Origin of the sequence: Gulosibacter molinativorax, assembly GCF_003010915.2 — a bacterium.
Lineage (GTDB): Bacteria > Actinomycetota > Actinomycetes > Actinomycetales > Microbacteriaceae > Gulosibacter > Gulosibacter molinativorax.
Genome location: NZ_CP028426.1, coordinates 1,114,852 through 1,129,958, shown reverse-complemented (window position 1 = coordinate 1,129,958; position 15,107 = coordinate 1,114,852). Strand labels below are relative to the sequence as shown.

Genomic DNA, 15,107 nt, shown 5'->3' with positions numbered 1-15,107 from the left:
AACGCGGCGCCCTCCCAAACCTGGGAGGGCGCCGCGTTCTTGGTCTGCGAGCGAACCTACGCCGTTACTCGCCCACGTTTTCGAAGGTGGCCATGAGGTGGCCGCGGGCGATCACGTTCTCGCGGAGCATGAAGTGGATGCGCGCCCCGGTGAGGTCTTCGGGCAGATCCAGGCGCGTGTTGAGGGCCTGCACCGTGAAGAAATAGCGGTGCGGTCCATGGCCGGCCGGGGGAGCGGCACCAATGTACTGGCGACCGAGCGCCTCGTTGTAGCCGAGTGCCGCGCCCTGCGGGAGGTCGGCGAGATCGCCCGTGCCGACGCCCTGGGCGAGGCTCGTGCAGTCCGCTGGGAGGTTGTACACGATCCAGTGCCAGAAGCCAGACATGGTCGGCGCATCCGGGTCGAAGAGCGTCACGGTGTACGACTCGGCGCCGGGCACTGCATCCCAGCTGAGCTCAGGGGAGAGCGCTTCGCCGCCGTGGGAGGTGCCCACGTGGGTGAGGGGAAGGACATCGCCCTCGGCAAACGTTGCGGCGCGCACGGCGAGGGTCGGGGCTTCGAATACCTGCTCGTACGGGTTGTTCGTCGGCAGCGGCTTCGTGTGTAGTGACTGTGTCATGGTGCTCCTTTGCGAGTTCGAGATTCCGGGCGGATAGCTTCAGCTTGCCAGATAGTGTCCGCTACAAGCTTGGGGATGAAAGTGCGCAACCGCGTCATCAAAGCGGCGACTGTCGTTGGTTGCGGGTAGGCTTTGGCACGCTATGACCACGCCGATTCAGTTGCCACTTGACCTTCCGTACCTCGAAGAAGAAGTCGCGGGAGGTGCAACCCTTCGACGAACGATTCTGCCGTCCGGCGTTCGCCTCATTACCGAGGATGTGCCTGGCGCGGCCTCGGCCGCGATCGGCTTCTTCGTCCCGCTCGGCTCCCGAGACGAAACGAATCGAGAATACGGCTCGAGCCACTTCCTCGAGCACCTGCTCTTCAAGGGCACGCCGACGCGTTCGGCGCGTGACGTGGCGCTCGAGTTTGAGCGCGTCGGCGGCGACTTCAACGCCGCGACTTCGCGTGAACAGACGGTCTACCACGCGCGGGTGCGGGATCGCGATCTCGGCATGGCCATCGACGTCCTCACCGATATGATCACCTCGTCGCTCCTCGAACCGGCCGAGTTCGAGCTCGAGCGCGGCGTGATCCTCGAGGAAATCGCGATGGCCGAGGACGACCCGACCGACGTGCTGTGGGAGAAGTTCTACGAGAACTTCTTCGGCGCGCATCCGCTCGGCCGGCCGATTGCCGGCACCCCGGACAGCATTTTGGCCGTCTCACGCGACGAGGTCTGGGACTTCTACCGCCGCTACTACCGCCCGGATCAGCTCGTCATTTCGATCGCGGGACGCGTCGACCATGAGGATGCGCTGCGGCGCGTCGAGGCGGGCCTGCGCAAGGGCGGCTGGGATCTCGACGTATCCGCGAGCCCCGTGGCGCGTCGCGACGCCGCGCCCGCGCAGTATGACCGCGCCGAGCGCATCCAGGTCATCGAGCGCGAGCTCGAGCAGACGCACCTGATCGTGGGCAGCCGGGGCATCGACGCGCGCGATGACCGGCGCACGACCTTCGGGCTGCTGCACCACATCCTCGGAGGCGGCATGTCCTCGCGACTGTTTCAGGAAGTCCGCGAAAAGCGCGGGCTTGTCTACTCGGTATTCTCCTTCGGCGCGAGCCACGCGGATGCGGGCGTCACCGGTGTCTCGGCGTCGTTCCTCCCGAATAAGGCGGCCGAGGCGGTGCGCGTAATTCGGGACGAGCTGGACAAGATTGCGACCGATGGCGTCACCGAAGAGGAACTGGCGGATGCGCAGGGTGCCGGGGCTGGTGCCGGCGCGCTCGCCCTCGAGTCAATGAACGCGAGGATGCACCGGCTCGCGCGCGCCGAGCTCGTGCTAGGCGAGTACATCGACCTCGATGCGTCGATCGCCCGGATGCAGGCGACCACGCTCGAAGACATCCTCGCGCTCTCGCGGGAGGTCATGACCGGTGACAAGACGGTCGAGACGATCGGCCCACTCACTACTGAAGCAAAGACTGAGCTGGAGGCGCTCTAATGAGCCATTTCCTCTACCTGGTACGACACGGGGAACAGGAAAACGCAGAACACGGTATTGCCGAGGGGCCGCTCTCGGAGCGAGGGCGGGCGCAGGCCCACGCCATCGGACGCAAACTCGCCCGCGTGCCGTTTACCCGCGCGCTGACCTCGCCGCTTGAGCGGGCGGTGGATACCGCCGCGATCATCGACACGTATACGCAGGGACCATCCTTCGAGCAATCGAACCTGCTGTTTGACTGCGTCCCGTCCTCGGGCGAATCCGCGCCCGCCCACTACGACAGCTTCTTCTCCGGCGTCGAGCAGGCCGATATCGAGGCGGGGCAGGCGCAGATGAACGACGCGATCACGACGTTCTTCACGCGCAGCCGGGAGGACGAGCACACCCTGCTCGTGACGCACAACTTCGTGATCGGCTACTTCGTGCGCGAGCTGCTCGGGCTGCCCGAGTGGAACTGGCTCACACTGAGCACCGGCAACACCGCGCTGACCGTGCTGCGGCTTCGCTCGGTGCGCCCGGATGAGCTCAAGCTCTTCGGCGATCTGTCGCACCTGGAGCCGCAGGACCGCACCGGGATTAACTGGTACGCCGACGTGTAACGCTGCGGCGAGGGCCGCTCAGAGCGCTTTGCCGAACCAGCGATCCGCGTTCGAGTTGTCGTTGAACCGCGGGATCGCGCGGAACCCCGCGCTCTCGTATAGGTGGCCCGCGGAGGACAGCGAGGAGTGGGTGTCGAGCACGAGGCGGTCGGCGCCGAAGCGACGCGCGGCCTCGGTGAGCTCGGCAATCAGGCGGCCCGCGATCCCGCGACCGCGGGCCGCTGGCCTCGTGTAGAGATGCTTGAGCTCGAACCACCGCTGGCCACCGAACCCGTCGTCGACCCATTCCGTGCCCGGCTCGATCGCGCGGATCCCGCCGCAGCAAAGGGCCTGGTCTGCACCTCGAGAGTGAGCCGACGCAGCAACAATAGCCAGCGCATCCTCGCCACCGACGAGAAAGATGCCGTGCGGGGGTACGAACTGCGCGGGGGTTGGTTGCGGCGGCTGATACGGCTCGGCCGACGCTGGCCGCGTGGCGACACGCTCAGCGATGTACTCGCCGAGCAACTCCCGGGCGATCGGCGCATCCGTCGGCGTTTCGAAGAACGTGACCATCCCGCCATCGTAGGCAACGCGCGAGGGCGCAGCCTCCGCCCGCGGTACGGTATTAGCTATGACTATTTCTGTGGCTATTTCCGGGGCCAGCGGTCGGATGGGCACGCTCATCCAGCAGATCATCGCCGATACCGACGGGCTCGAGCTCCACTCGGCACTCACGAGCAGCTCCGCGAAGGAGGAAATGCTCGGCGCCGATGTGCTCATCGACGTCACGCGCATCGACGTGTCGGAGGCCAACGTCGACTTCGCTCTCGAGCACGGCATCAACGTGGTCGTCGGCACGAGCGGCTGGGGCCAGGAGCGGCTCGCGGCACTCGAGTCGGGCATCCCCGAGGGCCAAGGCGTCATCATCGTCCCGAACTTCTCGGTCGGCTCGGTACTCGGCACCCACCTCGCGACCATCGCGGGGAAGTTCTACGACTCGATCGAGATCCTCGAGGCGCACCACGACAAGAAGGTTGACTCGCCCTCCGGGACTGCGGTTCGCACGGCCGAAGCGATCTCCGCGGCCCGAGACAGCGAGCCAGTGCCGCCGAACGCGGACCAGCCCTCCCGCGGCCAGGTCGTGGCGGGCATCCCCGTGCACGCGCTGCGGCTGCGCGGGGTCGTCGCCGACCAGCAGGTGATCTTCGGCGGGACGGGCGAGACCCTGACGATCCGCCACGAGACGTTCTCCAACACCGCGTACACGCACGGCATTCAGCTCGCGCTAAACGCGGCGGCCACGGCAACCGGCCTCACCGTCGGCATCGATGGACTGCTCGGCATCGGCGAGGCCAAGTGAAGCGCTGGTCGGGCGCTCGGGTCGGCGTCTACGTCCTCCTCGGGCTGATCGCGATCTATCTCATCGCGATCGCCGGGATGGTCTGGGGCCTCGTGACGAGCGGCACCGCGATCGGCGTGATCATGGGCGCAGCCCTCGTCGTGTTTCCGCTCGTCGGCGTCGTATTCATTGCCAAAGACATCCGCTTTGCGGCGCAGGGCGATGCGCTGCTCGCGAAAATGGCGGATGCGGGGGAGCTTCCCGCGGACGACCTCCCCAAGCGTCCTTCCGGGCGCCCCGAGCGAGAGGCCGCGGACGACGAATTCCCGCGCTGGAAAGCGGAGGTCGAATCGAATCCCGACGACTACCGGGCCTGGGCCCGGCTCGCCCTGGCGTACCGCGCATCCGGCGACACGCCCCGTGCCCGCAAGGCCATGCGGCACGCGATCGAGCTCGACGCGGCTGCGAGCAACACGCAAGGTCGTTGAGTGAATCGCGAAGCGATTTGTATCGAAACGACCGGGCCATTCGATACACCGGGCTCCGCCCGCTTACTCAAGGACCTTGTCTTGTTCTTAGGCACTCGGCCTAGCGCAGCGGGCTGCTGAGCGGCGCGGTAGGGTAGTCCGGTGACTGACGAGATTGAATTCCGGAGCGACGTAACCGTAGAGCTTGTCCGTGCGCAGGCCCAAGATAGCGATGTGCTCTTCGCCGCGCGTGTATCGACGATCGGCGAACAGAGCCGCCCCGACGAGGGCGAGGCCGAGGAACTGCACAAGCGAGACCGCGGGCTCATCAACTTCCTGATGCGCGACCGCCACGGCACGCCGTTCGAGCACAACTCGATGACGTTCTACGTGCAGGCGCCGATCTTCGTTTTCCGCGAATTCCAGCGCCACCGCATCGCAAGCTACAACGAGGAATCTGGCCGCTATCGCCAGCTGCAGCCGGCGTTCTACGTCCCCGCACCCGAGCGCAATCTCCGCCAGGAGGGTCGCCCCGGAAAGTACGAGTTCCACCCGGGCACCCCGGAGCAGACGGCGCTCGTGTCCGAAGAGGTCCGAGCCCAGTCGGAGGCCGCCTACCGCAGCTACGAGCGGATGCTCGACGCCGGCGTTGCCCGCGAGGTGGCCCGCATGGTGCTCCCCCTCAACATCTACTCGTCGATGTACGTCACGATGAACGCCCGCTCGCTCATGAATTTCCTGTCGCTGCGTCGACTCGTCGAGGGATCGCAGTTCCCTTCGTTCCCGCAGCGCGAGATCGAGATGTGCGCCGAGAAGATGGAAGACCTCTGGACCGAGCTCATGCCGATCACCGCTGAGGTCTTCAACTCGAACGGCCGAGTTGCCCCCTAGCCAGCTGCCAGACGGCGCGCCACTGCCTCAGGACGGAGCCCTTCCCGCGAGCGTGCGCGAAGGGCTCGCCGGGCGTCAGTTCGGGGCCTACGTGCACATCCCGTTTTGTCGCGTTCGCTGCGGCTACTGCGACTTCAACACCTACACCGCGACTGAACTCGGCTCCGTCTCGCAGGAGTCGTACCCGGATGCGGTGTTGAAAGAGATCGCGCTGGCCGACCGGGTACTCGGCGACGCCGGGCACGACTCGGCACTCAGCACCGTGTTCTTCGGCGGCGGCACGCCCACGCTGCTGCCCGCGGCGGCACTCGTGGATGTGCTCGCACGGCTTCGCGAGATCTTCGGCATCGTCGAGGGCGCCGAGGTCAGTCTCGAGGCAAACCCGGACTCGGTCGATGCGGACTATTTGCGCGAACTGAAGGATGGGGGCGTCACGCGCGTCAGCTTCGGGATGCAGTCGGCCGTGCCGCACGTGCTCGCGACCCTTGATCGCACGCACGATCCGGCTCGAGTACCCGACGTCGTGCAGGCGGCGAAGGATGCGGGGCTCGAGGTCTCGGTCGACCTCATTTACGGGACGCCGGGGGAGAGTCTCGAGGACTGGCGCGCCTCCCTCAAGCAGGCGATCTCGATGGCGCCCAACCACATTTCGGCCTATGCGCTCATTATCGAGCCGGGCACCGCGATCGCGAGGCAGATCCGCCGCGGCGAGATCGCGGAGGTGGATGACGACCTGCAGGCCGAGATGTACGAGCTCGCGGATCGCCTGCTCGCCGAGGCCGGGTACGAGTGGTACGAGCTGTCGAACTGGTCGAAGGGCGGTGCGCATCCCTCGCGTCACAACCTCGCGTACTGGCACGACACTGACTGGTGGGGCTTCGGCCCCGGTGCGCACAGCCACGTCAACGGGGTACGCTTCTGGAACGTCAAGCATCCCGCTGCCTACGCGAATCGGTTAAACGGCGGCGAGACTCCGGCCGCCGGTCACGAGGTGTTGAGCTCCGAAGAGCGGCATGAAGAGATCGTCCTGCTGCGTACTCGGCTTCGCGACGGGCTGCCCACCGCCACGCTTGCAGCGAACGCGCGCGAGCGCGTAGCTGAGCTCATCGCGGACGGACTCGTTGATGCTGGCGCGGCTTTCCGCGGCCGAATCATCCCGACGCTGCGCGGCAGGCTCCTCGCCGACGTGATTGCCCGTACACTCACCGAGGATCCGCAGTAGACTTAGCACTCACAAGGGCACAGTGCTAACTCGCCGTGCCCGCGCAAGCGTGCAAGCCAACAGCAAGAACCGGGGTGATGTCAGTGGTGAGTGAGCGCAGCCTTGACGTGCTTCGCGCCATCATCGGCGACTACGTAGAAACGAAGGAACCAGTCGGCTCGAAGCGGCTGGTCGAGCGCCACAAGTTTGGAGTGTCGGCCGCGACGATTCGCAACGACATGGCTCAGCTCGAAGAAGCGGAGCTCATTACCGCGCCGCACACGTCCTCGGGCCGCATCCCGACGGACAAGGGTTACCGGGTGTTCGTCGACCGGCTGTCGGGCATTCGTCCGCTGACCACCGCGCAGCGCCGAGCAATCGAAGACTTCATGGAGCGCTCGAGCGATCCGGAGGAGCTCGTCGTGCAGTCGGTGCGCACCCTCGCGCAGCTGACGAACTCCGTCGCGATCGGGCAGTTGCCCTCGCTCCTCACATCCTCGATCCACCGGCTCGAGCTCGTTTCGCTGAGTGACCGGCGCATCCTGACCGTGCTGATCACCGACTCGGGTCGCGTCGAGCAGCGCATCGTCGAAATCGAATCGGAAATCGACGAGGATACGCTCGTCAAGGTCCGGCAACACTTCAACGAGACCCTCGTTGGTCACTCGCTGCAGGAGGCCGCCAAGCGTATCGATGATCTGACCGACCCGTTTACCGGCGAGGAAGAGGTGCTCGCGAGCCAGCTCGTGAACGCGCTGATCGATCAGCTCAATTCAAACCGCGAGGATCGGCTCATCATCGCCGGCGCCGCGAATCTCGCCCGCACGGAACGCGACTTTTCGAGCATCCTGCCGGTGCTCGAGGCGATGGAGGAGCAGGTGGTGCTCCTGCGGCTCGTCGCCGAGCTCGACCTGCAGGATCACGAGGTGGCTGTGTCGATCGGCCACGAAAACGAGGAGGCCTCGTTCGAGGAGACGAGCATCCTGGCTTCGGGCTATATGGCCGACCGCGGCGAGGCCCGCCTCGGCATTCTCGGACCAACTCGCATGGATTACCGGCGTAACATCGCGGCTGTTCGCGCAGTCGCCCGCTATCTATCGCGCGTGTTCAACGACACGGCGGCATAACAAGGAGGCAGCCAGTTTTGGCAGACCACTACGAAGTCCTGGGCGTGAGCAAAGAAGCGTCGCAGGACGAAATCAAGAAGGCGTACCGAAAGCTCGCGCGTGAGCTGCACCCGGACGTCAACCCGTCACCCGACGCGGAAGAGAAGTTCAAGGACGTCACCGCGGCCTACGACACGCTTTCCGACCCGCAGCGACGTAAGCAGTACGACATGGGCGGCCAGGATGGCATGGGCGGCTTTGGCTTCGGCGACATCTTCGACGCCTTCTTCGGCGGTCAGGGTGGCGGCGGCGGTCGCGGGCCGCGTTCGCGCGCGCAGCGCGGGCAGGATGCGCTCATCCGCGTCGAGCTCGACCTCGACGAGGTAATCTTCGGCACGCACCGCGACATTGAGGTGCAGACCGCGACCCACTGCGAGGACTGCCACGGCACCGGGGCGGCGCCGGGAACCTCGCCGGTAACGTGTTCCGAGTGTGGCGGTTCGGGCGAGATCCGTCGCCAAGTGCGCTCGATCCTCGGCCCGGTCATCTCGACCTCACCCTGTGGCACCTGCCAGGGGTTCGGCACGATCATCGAGCACGCGTGTGAGACTTGCCACGGCCAGGGTCGCGTGCGCGCTGAGGTCACGATCCCCGTCGACATCCCCGCGGGCGTCGACTCGGGCCTGCGCCTCCACCTGCCCGGTCAGGGCGAGGCTGGCCCCGGCGGTGGCCCGAATGGCGACCTCTACCTTGAGGTGCGCGTGCGCGAGCACGACGTCTACGTGCGTAACGGCGACAACCTCGAGTGCCTGCTCGAGGTCTCGATGATCGACGCGATCTTCGGCACGACGACCACACTGCCCGGCCTCGACGGCGACGTCGAGCTCGAGATTCCGGTCGGCGCTCAGTCGGGCGACGTCCTTTCGGTACGCGGCCGCGGCATCACCCGGTTGCGCTCGACGCACCGCGGTGACCTCGAGGTCACGCTGCACGTGCGCACACCAACCAAGCTCGACAACAAGCAGAAAGACCTCCTCAAGCAGTTCGCCGAGCGCTCGAAGCACGAGTCGGGCCCGACCCTCTCGAAGGAAAAGCCCGGGCTGTTCTCGAAACTGCGCGGAAAGTTCGGCCGCTAGTGGCCCACGCCTACCTGCAGCCCGATTGGGATGCAGCGGTCACGGGCGACGAACTCGTCGTGACGGGCGATGAGGCGCGCCACGCTGTCAAGGTGGCGCGCATGCGTGAGGGAGAGCAGATCATCCTGCTGAACGGCCGCGGCGCGCGTGTCGAGGCCGAGGTGGTGGCCACGTCCACAGGCGAGTTTCGAGTTCGCGCGCTCGAGGATGCGGTGGTCGAGCGGGTCGCTTCGCCGCGGCTCGTCCTCGTCCAGGGCCTCGCCAAGGGCGGGCGCGACGAGATGGCGCTGCAGGCCGCGGTCGAGCTCGGCGTGGATGCGGTGGTGCCCTGGCAGGCGAGCCGTTCGGTTTCGAAGTGGGTCGGGGATAAGGCGCTGAAGAATCGCGAGCGGTGGGAGACCATCGCCCGTGAGGCATCGAAGCAGTCGATTCGAGCGCGCGTGCCCGAGATCGCGGCGGTCGCGACCTCCAAGCAGCTCGCCGCGCAGTTCGAGCCCGGGCGGGTGCTCGTGCTCGATCCAGGTGGGGAGCTCCCACTCGGTGAGGTCCCACTCGACGATCTCGGCGACGGCGACGCGCTCACGCTCATCGTTGGTCCGGAGGGCGGCGTCTCGGACGAGGAGATCGAGCTGTTTCGCAGCTCAGGAGCGGTTGCGGTACGCCTCGGGCAGAACGTGCTGCGGACCTCGACGGCAGGGCCCGCGGCTATCGCAGCACTCCTCACCCGGCTTTCCCGATGGTGACCAGTAGAATTGCCCGCATGGCCGACAGCATCTTTACCAAGATCATCAACCGTGAAATTCCGAGCGAGATTCTTTTCGAGGACGACCGCGTAATCGCGATCCGCGATATTGCCCCGAAGGCTCCCGTGCACCTGCTCGTGGTGCCGAAGACGCCGGAGTACGCGAATGTGGCGGAGCTTGCGGCGGGCGACGCAGACTTGCTTGCGCACATCGTCGCGACGGCGCAGCAGCTCGCGAACGAGCACACGGGCGGGCAGTACCGCCTCATTTTCAACACTGGCGCCGAGGCCGGCCAGACGATTTTCCACGTGCACGCGCACATCCTGGGTGGCGGCCTCGAGGAAGGCACTCTTGCCACGTTCTGAGAACACGGCTGACGACACGGCCGACGACGGCAAGATCGAGCGCTCGATCATCATCGACGATGTGCCGATGGTGAACCTGCTCGGCCCGGGCGATCAGATTCTGCGCACGATCGAGCGTGAGCATCCCCGCGTCCGTGTACTCGCCCGCGGCAATCAGCTCACCCTCTCGGGGCACCGCGATGACGTCGCGCGAGCGGAGTCGCTCGTCCAGGAAATCGCGGACATGGTGCGTTCGGGTACCGTGATCGATCCCCAGGCGGTGAGTCGGTCGAATCAGCTGCTCGAAACCCCAGGCGCCCCGCCGCCGTCCGAGGTCCTCGGCGAGTCGATTCTCACGACGCGCGGGCGCACGATCCGGCCGAAAACACTCGGGCAGAAGCGCTACGTGGATGCGATCGACGAGCACACGATCACGTTTGGGATCGGGCCCGCCGGCACCGGCAAGACCTATCTGGCGATGGCGAAGGCGGTGCAGGCGCTGCAGCGCAAGGAAATCGCGAAGATCGTCTTAACTCGTCCCGCCGTCGAGGCGGGGGAGAACCTCGGGTTCCTGCCCGGCACGCTGACGGAGAAGATCGACCCCTACCTGCGCCCGCTCTTCGATGCGCTCGGCGAGATGCTCGAGCCGGACCTCGTGCTCAAGCTCATGTCCACGAACGTCGTCGAGGTCGCGCCCCTGGCATACATGCGTGGTCGCACCCTGAATGACGCCTTCGTCGTGCTCGACGAGGCGCAGAACACGACCCCCGAGCAGATGAAGATGTTCCTCACGCGCCTCGGCTTTGGTTCGAAGATGGTCGTCACGGGTGACATCACCCAGATCGACTTGCCGGGCGGGGCATCCGGCCTCAAGCAGGCCACAATCGTCCTGGAAGACGTCGAGGACATCCACTTCTCGACCCTCACGAGCCAGGACGTCGTCCGACACACCCTCGTGAGCGAGATTGTTGACGCATACACGGCCCACGACGCGCGCACGCAGGCGCGTACGGAGCGCAAGAAGACCGGAGGCCGATTTTGAGCATTGAGGTAAACAACGAGTCCAACATGGAGATCGACGAGGCAAAGATTCTTCGCCTCGCGACCCATAACCTGGACCAACTGCACATCCACCCGGATGCCGACCTCAGCATCGTCTTCGTTGACGTGGGGCCGATGGAAGAGCTGCACGTGCAGTGGATGGACGAGCCTGGCCCGACCGACGTGCTGAGCTTTCCGATGGATGAGCTTCGCCCCGGTTCGATCGAACGCCAGACCCCGCCGGGGCTCCTTGGTGACATCGTGGTGTGCCCGCAGGTTGCCGAGACTCAGGCGAAGACCGCGGGCCACAGCACGGTGGATGAGATTCTCCTGCTCGTAACCCACGGCACCCTGCACCTGTTGGGCTTTGACCACGCCGAACCGGAAGAGCACAAGGAGATGTTTGGCCTGCAACGCGATCTGCTGCTGAGCTTCGCGACGGCCGAACGAAAGGCCGGTTTCCGCAAGTGACCTGGTTTCTCGTCATCAGCATCCTGATCGTATTGGTGCTGATTTCGACACTGCTCGCGGCCGCGCAGGCGGCCCTCGCGCAGCTGCCGCGTGCCGATATCGCCGAGCTCTCGGAGGAGCGGCCGGGGAACCGGTTCCTCATGGGGATCGCGGCGAACCCGGAAGGCCACGAGCATGCCGTGACCTTTACCCGGGCTGGCACCGAAACGCTCGCGACCGCGCTGCTCGCGGTGTGGTTCACCGATCGCTCGGGACAGCCGTGGATCGCCTTTGCCGTGACCGCCGTCGTGATGCTCGTGGTGCACTTTCTCCTCAGCGGATCGAGCGCGAAATCGATCGGTCGTGCGCATCCGCAGAAGACCGTGAGCGCCCTGTCGTGGCTTATTCGTGCCGCGCGCGTTCTGACCGGCGTCATTGCCGACCTGCTTACGGCCATCGGCGACTCGGTCACCCCGAACCCGACCCCGCGCTCGGGATCGCTATCGAGCGAGGAACAGCTGCTGTCGATGGTCGACGAGGCCGCCGAGGATGAGGTGCTCGAGGACGAAGATCGCGAGCTGATCCACTCGGTATTCGACTTCTCCGACCGGCTCGTTCGCGAGGTGATGGTGGCACGCACCGACATGCACACGGTGGATGCGGACAGCACCGTCGCGCAGGCGCTCGGTGAGCTCCTCGACGACGGTATCTCGCGCGCCCCGATCATCGGCCGCGATAGCGACGACGTTCGCGGGGTGGCCTACCAGAAGGACCTGTCGCGCGAAATGCTGCACGGCGGCACCCGCGGTGCGGGTACCGTCCTGACCGTGGCACGGCCCGCGACGTTCGTTCCCGAGTCGCTCGGCGCGAGCGAGCTGTTGCGCCGGATGCAGCGCGAGTCGACCCACTTCGCGATCGTGATTGATGAGTACGGCGGGGTTGCCGGTCTCGTGACCTTTGAGGACCTCATCGAGGAGCTCGTGGGTGAGATCAACGACGAGCACGACCGCGATACCGAAGAGATCGAATTGCTTGCGAGCGGCGCGATGCGCGTCTCCTCGCGTATGTCCACCAGCGAGCTCGGCGAGCTCTTCGATATCGAGATTGACGACGAGGACGTAGACTCGGTCGGCGGACTGATGTCGAAGGCGCTCGGAAAGATTCCGGTGCTGGGCGACCGAGTCGTCGTTGACGGTCTCGAACTCACGGCCGATCGCGTGGGACGCCGCCACCGGGTGACCGAGGTTTCGGTGCGCTTTATCGGAACTCGCGAATCCGGCAGTGGGCTTTCCGCACCACTGCAAGATTCACTCACCGGGGTTCTCGACGATCGGACCTCCAAGCTGCACAAGGAGAACCATGAGTATTGATGACCTAACCGACCAGCCGCAGGGCGAAGACGAATCCGCGAGCGAGCCCAACTACCGCGCCGGATTCGTCACGTTCGTTGGTCGACCCAACGTGGGAAAGTCCACCCTCACGAACGCGCTTGTCGGCGAGAAGATCGTGATCACCTCCGACAAGCCGCAGACGACGCGCCGCGCGATTCGCGGCATCGTGCATCGGCCGAACGGCCAGATCATCATCGTCGACACCCCGGGCATCCACCGGCCGCGGACGCTGCTCGGCCAGCGGCTCAACGACATCGTCGAGGATGTACTGAGCGATGTCGACGTCGTGGGCTTCTGCGTGCCGGCGAACGAACCGATCGGCCCCGGCGACCGGCTCATCAACGAGTGGCTAGACCGCGCACCGCAGGCGAAGAAGGTCGCGCTCGTGACCAAGTGCGAGACGGTGCCGAAGCCCGAGGTCGCGAAGCAGCTCATGGAGATCGAGACGCTGCGCGACTGGGACGTCATCATCCCCGTCTCCTCGACCGAGGACATTAATCTCGAGCCCCTCATCCAGGAGCTCATCGCGCTCTTCCCGGAATCGCCGCAGCTGTACCCCGACGACATGATCACCGAGGAGACATACTCGCAGCGGGTCTCGGAACTCATCCGTGAGTCGGCGCTCCACGGTGTCCACGACGAGCTCCCGCACTCGATCGCGGTAATGATCGAGGACATGTTTGACGACGAAGATGACGACGGCAAGCGCCACATCTACGCGAACATCTATGTCGAGCGGGAGAGCCAGAAGGGCATCATCATCGGCAAGAATGGCGCCCGACTGAAGAACGTGCGACAGTTCGCGACCAAGGCGATCACCGCGATCAGCGATCGTCGCGTTAGTCTGACGCTGCACGTAAAGGTGGCAAAGGATTGGCAACGTGACGCAAAACAGCTTGGTCGACTCGGGTTCTGAGCCCGTCTTTCGCGCGCCGAGCTGGTTCTGCCATGTGCAGGAGGAACAGCCTCGACACGCCGTGCTAACCGACGTGCTCGTCGGCCTCGTGCTGATGCTCACGGTCGGGCTGCCGCTGTCGATCAACCAGAATTGGCAAATCTTCTTCGACTGGCGCCTGCTCGCATCCTGGGTCCCATTTACGCTCGCCATCATCACCCGGCGGACATGTCCCTGGCCCTCGCTCGTGCTGCTGACATTCGGCTTCAACATCAAGCTGCTCGTGGGGGCACCGCCGTCCTTCGGTGATATCGCCATCCTCATGGTGCTGTTCAGCTGCGCCGCGAACGGCTCGCGGCTGCGGATCTGGCTGTCGGGCATCATGGCCGTCGTCTTTCCGCTCTTGGAGGCGGTCTACCTCGCGCTCTTCCCGGTCGACATCCCCGGCCTGCGCGACTTCGCGGGTGCCGGTTTCTACGGCTCCTCCGCATTCTTCTTCTCGCTGCTGATCTTCTCGGTGCCGCTCGTACTCGGGACGGTGGTCGTCTGGCTCGCCGGCATGGTGCAGCGGGTCCAGATTCAGGCTCATCAGCTCACGCACTCGGCTGAGCTCGCCGAGATCGAGTATCAGCGCACGCAGGAGCAGCTGATTGTCGAGCAGGAACGCAACCGGATTGCGCGCGACATGCACGACGTGGTCGCGCACTCGCTTGCCGTCGTCGTCGCGCAGGCGGACGGCGGCCGGTACCTCATGAAGGCGGACCCAAACAAGGCGGAACCCGTCCTGTCGACGATCTCCGAAACCGCGCGGGAGGCGCTCGCCGATGTGCGGGGGCTCCTCGGACAGCTCCGGCACACGCAGGGCGAGGGCCCGTCGAAGGGGATCGACGATATCCCGGCTGTCCTCGACCGCATCCGGGCGGCGGGCCTGCGAGTCGACGTGAATGTCGTCGGGGTGCGCAAGCCGATCGGCGCGATCGCCGAGCTTGCCGTATTCCGCGTCGTGCAAGAGGCGCTGACGAACGCCCTGAAGTACGGCGACAACAAAACACCGACCGCCCTCGAGATCCGTTGGGAGGACAAGCTCTACCTGATCGTGCGAAACCGGGTCGCGGACGTCCCGAAGATCAGCGCGTCGGGCGGCCACGGGATTATCGGCATGCGGGAGCGACTGCTCGCGGTGGGTGGCGAGGCGTCGGCCGGCATGGAGGGATGCGAGTGGGTCGTGCGGGCACAGGCGCCCTATGTCTCGCCCGCGGCCAACGTCGAATGCGATCTCCCGACGGACCCCGAATCGTACGTGACCGGCGAGCATGAGCCGGTGCGCGCAGAAATTCCCCCTAGGGTGGAAGTGACGCACGCGACTCACACATCAACCCAGAAATGAGTTCCTCTTGAGCACCAGCACCGAAACGAA

General features: G+C 65.6%; 17 protein-coding genes. 15 read left to right on the top strand and 2 right to left on the bottom strand.

Annotation, left to right across the window (positions count from 1 at the left end):
* Positions 1 to 64: 64 nt before the first annotated feature.
* Positions 65 to 619, bottom strand: coding sequence for a YbhB/YbcL family Raf kinase inhibitor-like protein (locus GMOLON4_RS05385; protein ID WP_051265827.1), 555 nt, complete (start codon positions 617 to 619; stop codon positions 65 to 67).
* Positions 620 to 761: 142 nt separating this feature from the next.
* Here GMOLON4_RS05385 and GMOLON4_RS05380 point away from each other — a divergent pair, with 142 nt between their 5' ends.
* Entirely contained in the window at positions 762 to 2,105 is a 1,344-nt protein-coding gene (locus tag GMOLON4_RS05380) for a M16 family metallopeptidase (protein WP_026935631.1), read from the top strand.
* Positions 2,105 to 2,704 carry a histidine phosphatase family protein gene (locus tag GMOLON4_RS05375; RefSeq protein WP_026935632.1) on the top strand — a complete coding sequence of 200 codons (600 nt, stop codon included), beginning with the start codon at positions 2,105 to 2,107 and terminating at the stop codon, positions 2,702 to 2,704. The genes GMOLON4_RS05380 and GMOLON4_RS05375 overlap by 1 nt, the downstream gene beginning before the upstream one ends.
* Positions 2,705 to 2,722: 18 nt before the next feature.
* On the opposite strand, the gene GMOLON4_RS05370 is transcribed toward GMOLON4_RS05375, so the two are convergent.
* Positions 2,723 to 3,259 (bottom strand): GNAT family N-acetyltransferase, encoded by a 537-nt coding sequence (locus tag GMOLON4_RS05370; protein WP_026935633.1) that lies wholly within the window; start codon positions 3,257 to 3,259, stop codon positions 2,723 to 2,725.
* Between the two features lie 58 nt (positions 3,260 to 3,317).
* Between GMOLON4_RS05370 and dapB the strand changes: the two genes are divergently transcribed.
* The 13 genes from dapB to GMOLON4_RS05305 all read left to right on the top strand — a co-directional run bounded on the left by dapB (position 3,318) and on the right by GMOLON4_RS05305 (position 15,077).
* Positions 3,318 to 4,046 carry a 4-hydroxy-tetrahydrodipicolinate reductase gene (gene dapB / locus GMOLON4_RS05365; protein WP_035731287.1) on the top strand — a complete coding sequence of 243 codons (729 nt, stop codon included), beginning with the start codon at positions 3,318 to 3,320 and terminating at the stop codon, positions 4,044 to 4,046.
* Positions 4,043 to 4,513, top strand: a complete 471-nt coding sequence (locus tag GMOLON4_RS05360) for a tetratricopeptide repeat protein (protein WP_026935634.1) — start codon at positions 4,043 to 4,045, stop codon at positions 4,511 to 4,513. Before dapB ends, GMOLON4_RS05360 begins: the two co-directional genes overlap by 4 nt.
* A gap of 141 nt (positions 4,514 to 4,654) precedes the next feature.
* Positions 4,655 to 5,383 (top strand): FAD-dependent thymidylate synthase, encoded by a 729-nt coding sequence (gene thyX, locus GMOLON4_RS05355; RefSeq protein WP_026935635.1) that lies wholly within the window; start codon positions 4,655 to 4,657, stop codon positions 5,381 to 5,383.
* Between the two features lie 52 nt (positions 5,384 to 5,435).
* Positions 5,436 to 6,605 carry a radical SAM family heme chaperone HemW gene (gene hemW / locus GMOLON4_RS05350; RefSeq protein WP_245575314.1) on the top strand — a complete coding sequence of 390 codons (1,170 nt, stop codon included), beginning with the start codon at positions 5,436 to 5,438 and terminating at the stop codon, positions 6,603 to 6,605.
* Between the two features lie 83 nt (positions 6,606 to 6,688).
* Positions 6,689 to 7,711: a heat-inducible transcriptional repressor HrcA gene (hrcA, locus tag GMOLON4_RS05345; RefSeq protein ID WP_026935637.1), complete on the top strand. Its 1,023-nt coding sequence runs from the start codon at positions 6,689 to 6,691 to the stop codon at positions 7,709 to 7,711.
* 17 nt (positions 7,712 to 7,728) lie between these two features.
* Complete coding sequence (gene dnaJ / locus GMOLON4_RS05340) at positions 7,729 to 8,826, top strand: molecular chaperone DnaJ (protein ID WP_026935638.1); 1,098 nt, start codon at positions 7,729 to 7,731, stop codon at positions 8,824 to 8,826.
* Complete coding sequence (locus GMOLON4_RS05335; protein WP_026935639.1) at positions 8,826 to 9,569, top strand: 16S rRNA (uracil(1498)-N(3))-methyltransferase; 744 nt, start codon at positions 8,826 to 8,828, stop codon at positions 9,567 to 9,569. The genes dnaJ and GMOLON4_RS05335 overlap by 1 nt, the downstream gene beginning before the upstream one ends.
* Positions 9,570 to 9,586: 17 nt before the next feature.
* Positions 9,587 to 9,934: a histidine triad nucleotide-binding protein gene (locus GMOLON4_RS05330; RefSeq protein WP_026935640.1), complete on the top strand. Its 348-nt coding sequence runs from the start codon at positions 9,587 to 9,589 to the stop codon at positions 9,932 to 9,934.
* Positions 9,921 to 10,955 (top strand): PhoH family protein, encoded by a 1,035-nt coding sequence (locus GMOLON4_RS05325; protein WP_051265830.1) that lies wholly within the window; start codon positions 9,921 to 9,923, stop codon positions 10,953 to 10,955. The genes GMOLON4_RS05330 and GMOLON4_RS05325 overlap by 14 nt, the downstream gene beginning before the upstream one ends.
* Positions 10,952 to 11,425 carry an rRNA maturation RNase YbeY gene (gene ybeY, locus GMOLON4_RS05320; RefSeq protein ID WP_026935641.1) on the top strand — a complete coding sequence of 158 codons (474 nt, stop codon included), beginning with the start codon at positions 10,952 to 10,954 and terminating at the stop codon, positions 11,423 to 11,425. Before GMOLON4_RS05325 ends, ybeY begins: the two co-directional genes overlap by 4 nt.
* Positions 11,422 to 12,774, top strand: coding sequence for a hemolysin family protein (locus tag GMOLON4_RS05315; protein ID WP_035731294.1), 1,353 nt, complete (start codon positions 11,422 to 11,424; stop codon positions 12,772 to 12,774). Before ybeY ends, GMOLON4_RS05315 begins: the two co-directional genes overlap by 4 nt.
* Positions 12,764 to 13,711 (top strand): GTPase Era, encoded by a 948-nt coding sequence (gene era, locus GMOLON4_RS05310; protein ID WP_026935642.1) that lies wholly within the window; start codon positions 12,764 to 12,766, stop codon positions 13,709 to 13,711. Before GMOLON4_RS05315 ends, era begins: the two co-directional genes overlap by 11 nt.
* The gene (locus GMOLON4_RS05305) at positions 13,677 to 15,077 is read left to right on the top strand and encodes a sensor histidine kinase (RefSeq protein WP_146137538.1); all 1,401 of its coding nucleotides are present in this window, start codon (positions 13,677 to 13,679) and stop codon (positions 15,075 to 15,077) included. The genes era and GMOLON4_RS05305 overlap by 35 nt, the downstream gene beginning before the upstream one ends.
* Positions 15,078 to 15,107 lie beyond the last annotated feature (30 nt).

Excerpts from the sequence above, each read along its gene's own strand:
- GMOLON4_RS05385 (WP_051265827.1), bottom strand. The coding sequence starts at position 619 with ATGACACAGTCACTACACACGAAGCCGCTGCCGACGAACAACCCGTAC.
- GMOLON4_RS05380 (WP_026935631.1), top strand. The coding sequence starts at position 762 with ATGACCACGCCGATTCAGTTGCCACTTGACCTTCCGTACCTCGAAGAA.
- GMOLON4_RS05375 (WP_026935632.1), top strand. The coding sequence starts at position 2,105 with ATGAGCCATTTCCTCTACCTGGTACGACACGGGGAACAGGAAAACGCA.
- GMOLON4_RS05370 (WP_026935633.1), bottom strand. The coding sequence starts at position 3,259 with ATGGTCACGTTCTTCGAAACGCCGACGGATGCGCCGATCGCCCGGGAG.
- dapB (WP_035731287.1), top strand. The coding sequence starts at position 3,318 with ATGACTATTTCTGTGGCTATTTCCGGGGCCAGCGGTCGGATGGGCACG.
- GMOLON4_RS05330 (WP_026935640.1), top strand. The coding sequence starts at position 9,587 with ATGGCCGACAGCATCTTTACCAAGATCATCAACCGTGAAATTCCGAGC.
- era (WP_026935642.1), top strand. The coding sequence starts at position 12,764 with ATGAGTATTGATGACCTAACCGACCAGCCGCAGGGCGAAGACGAATCC.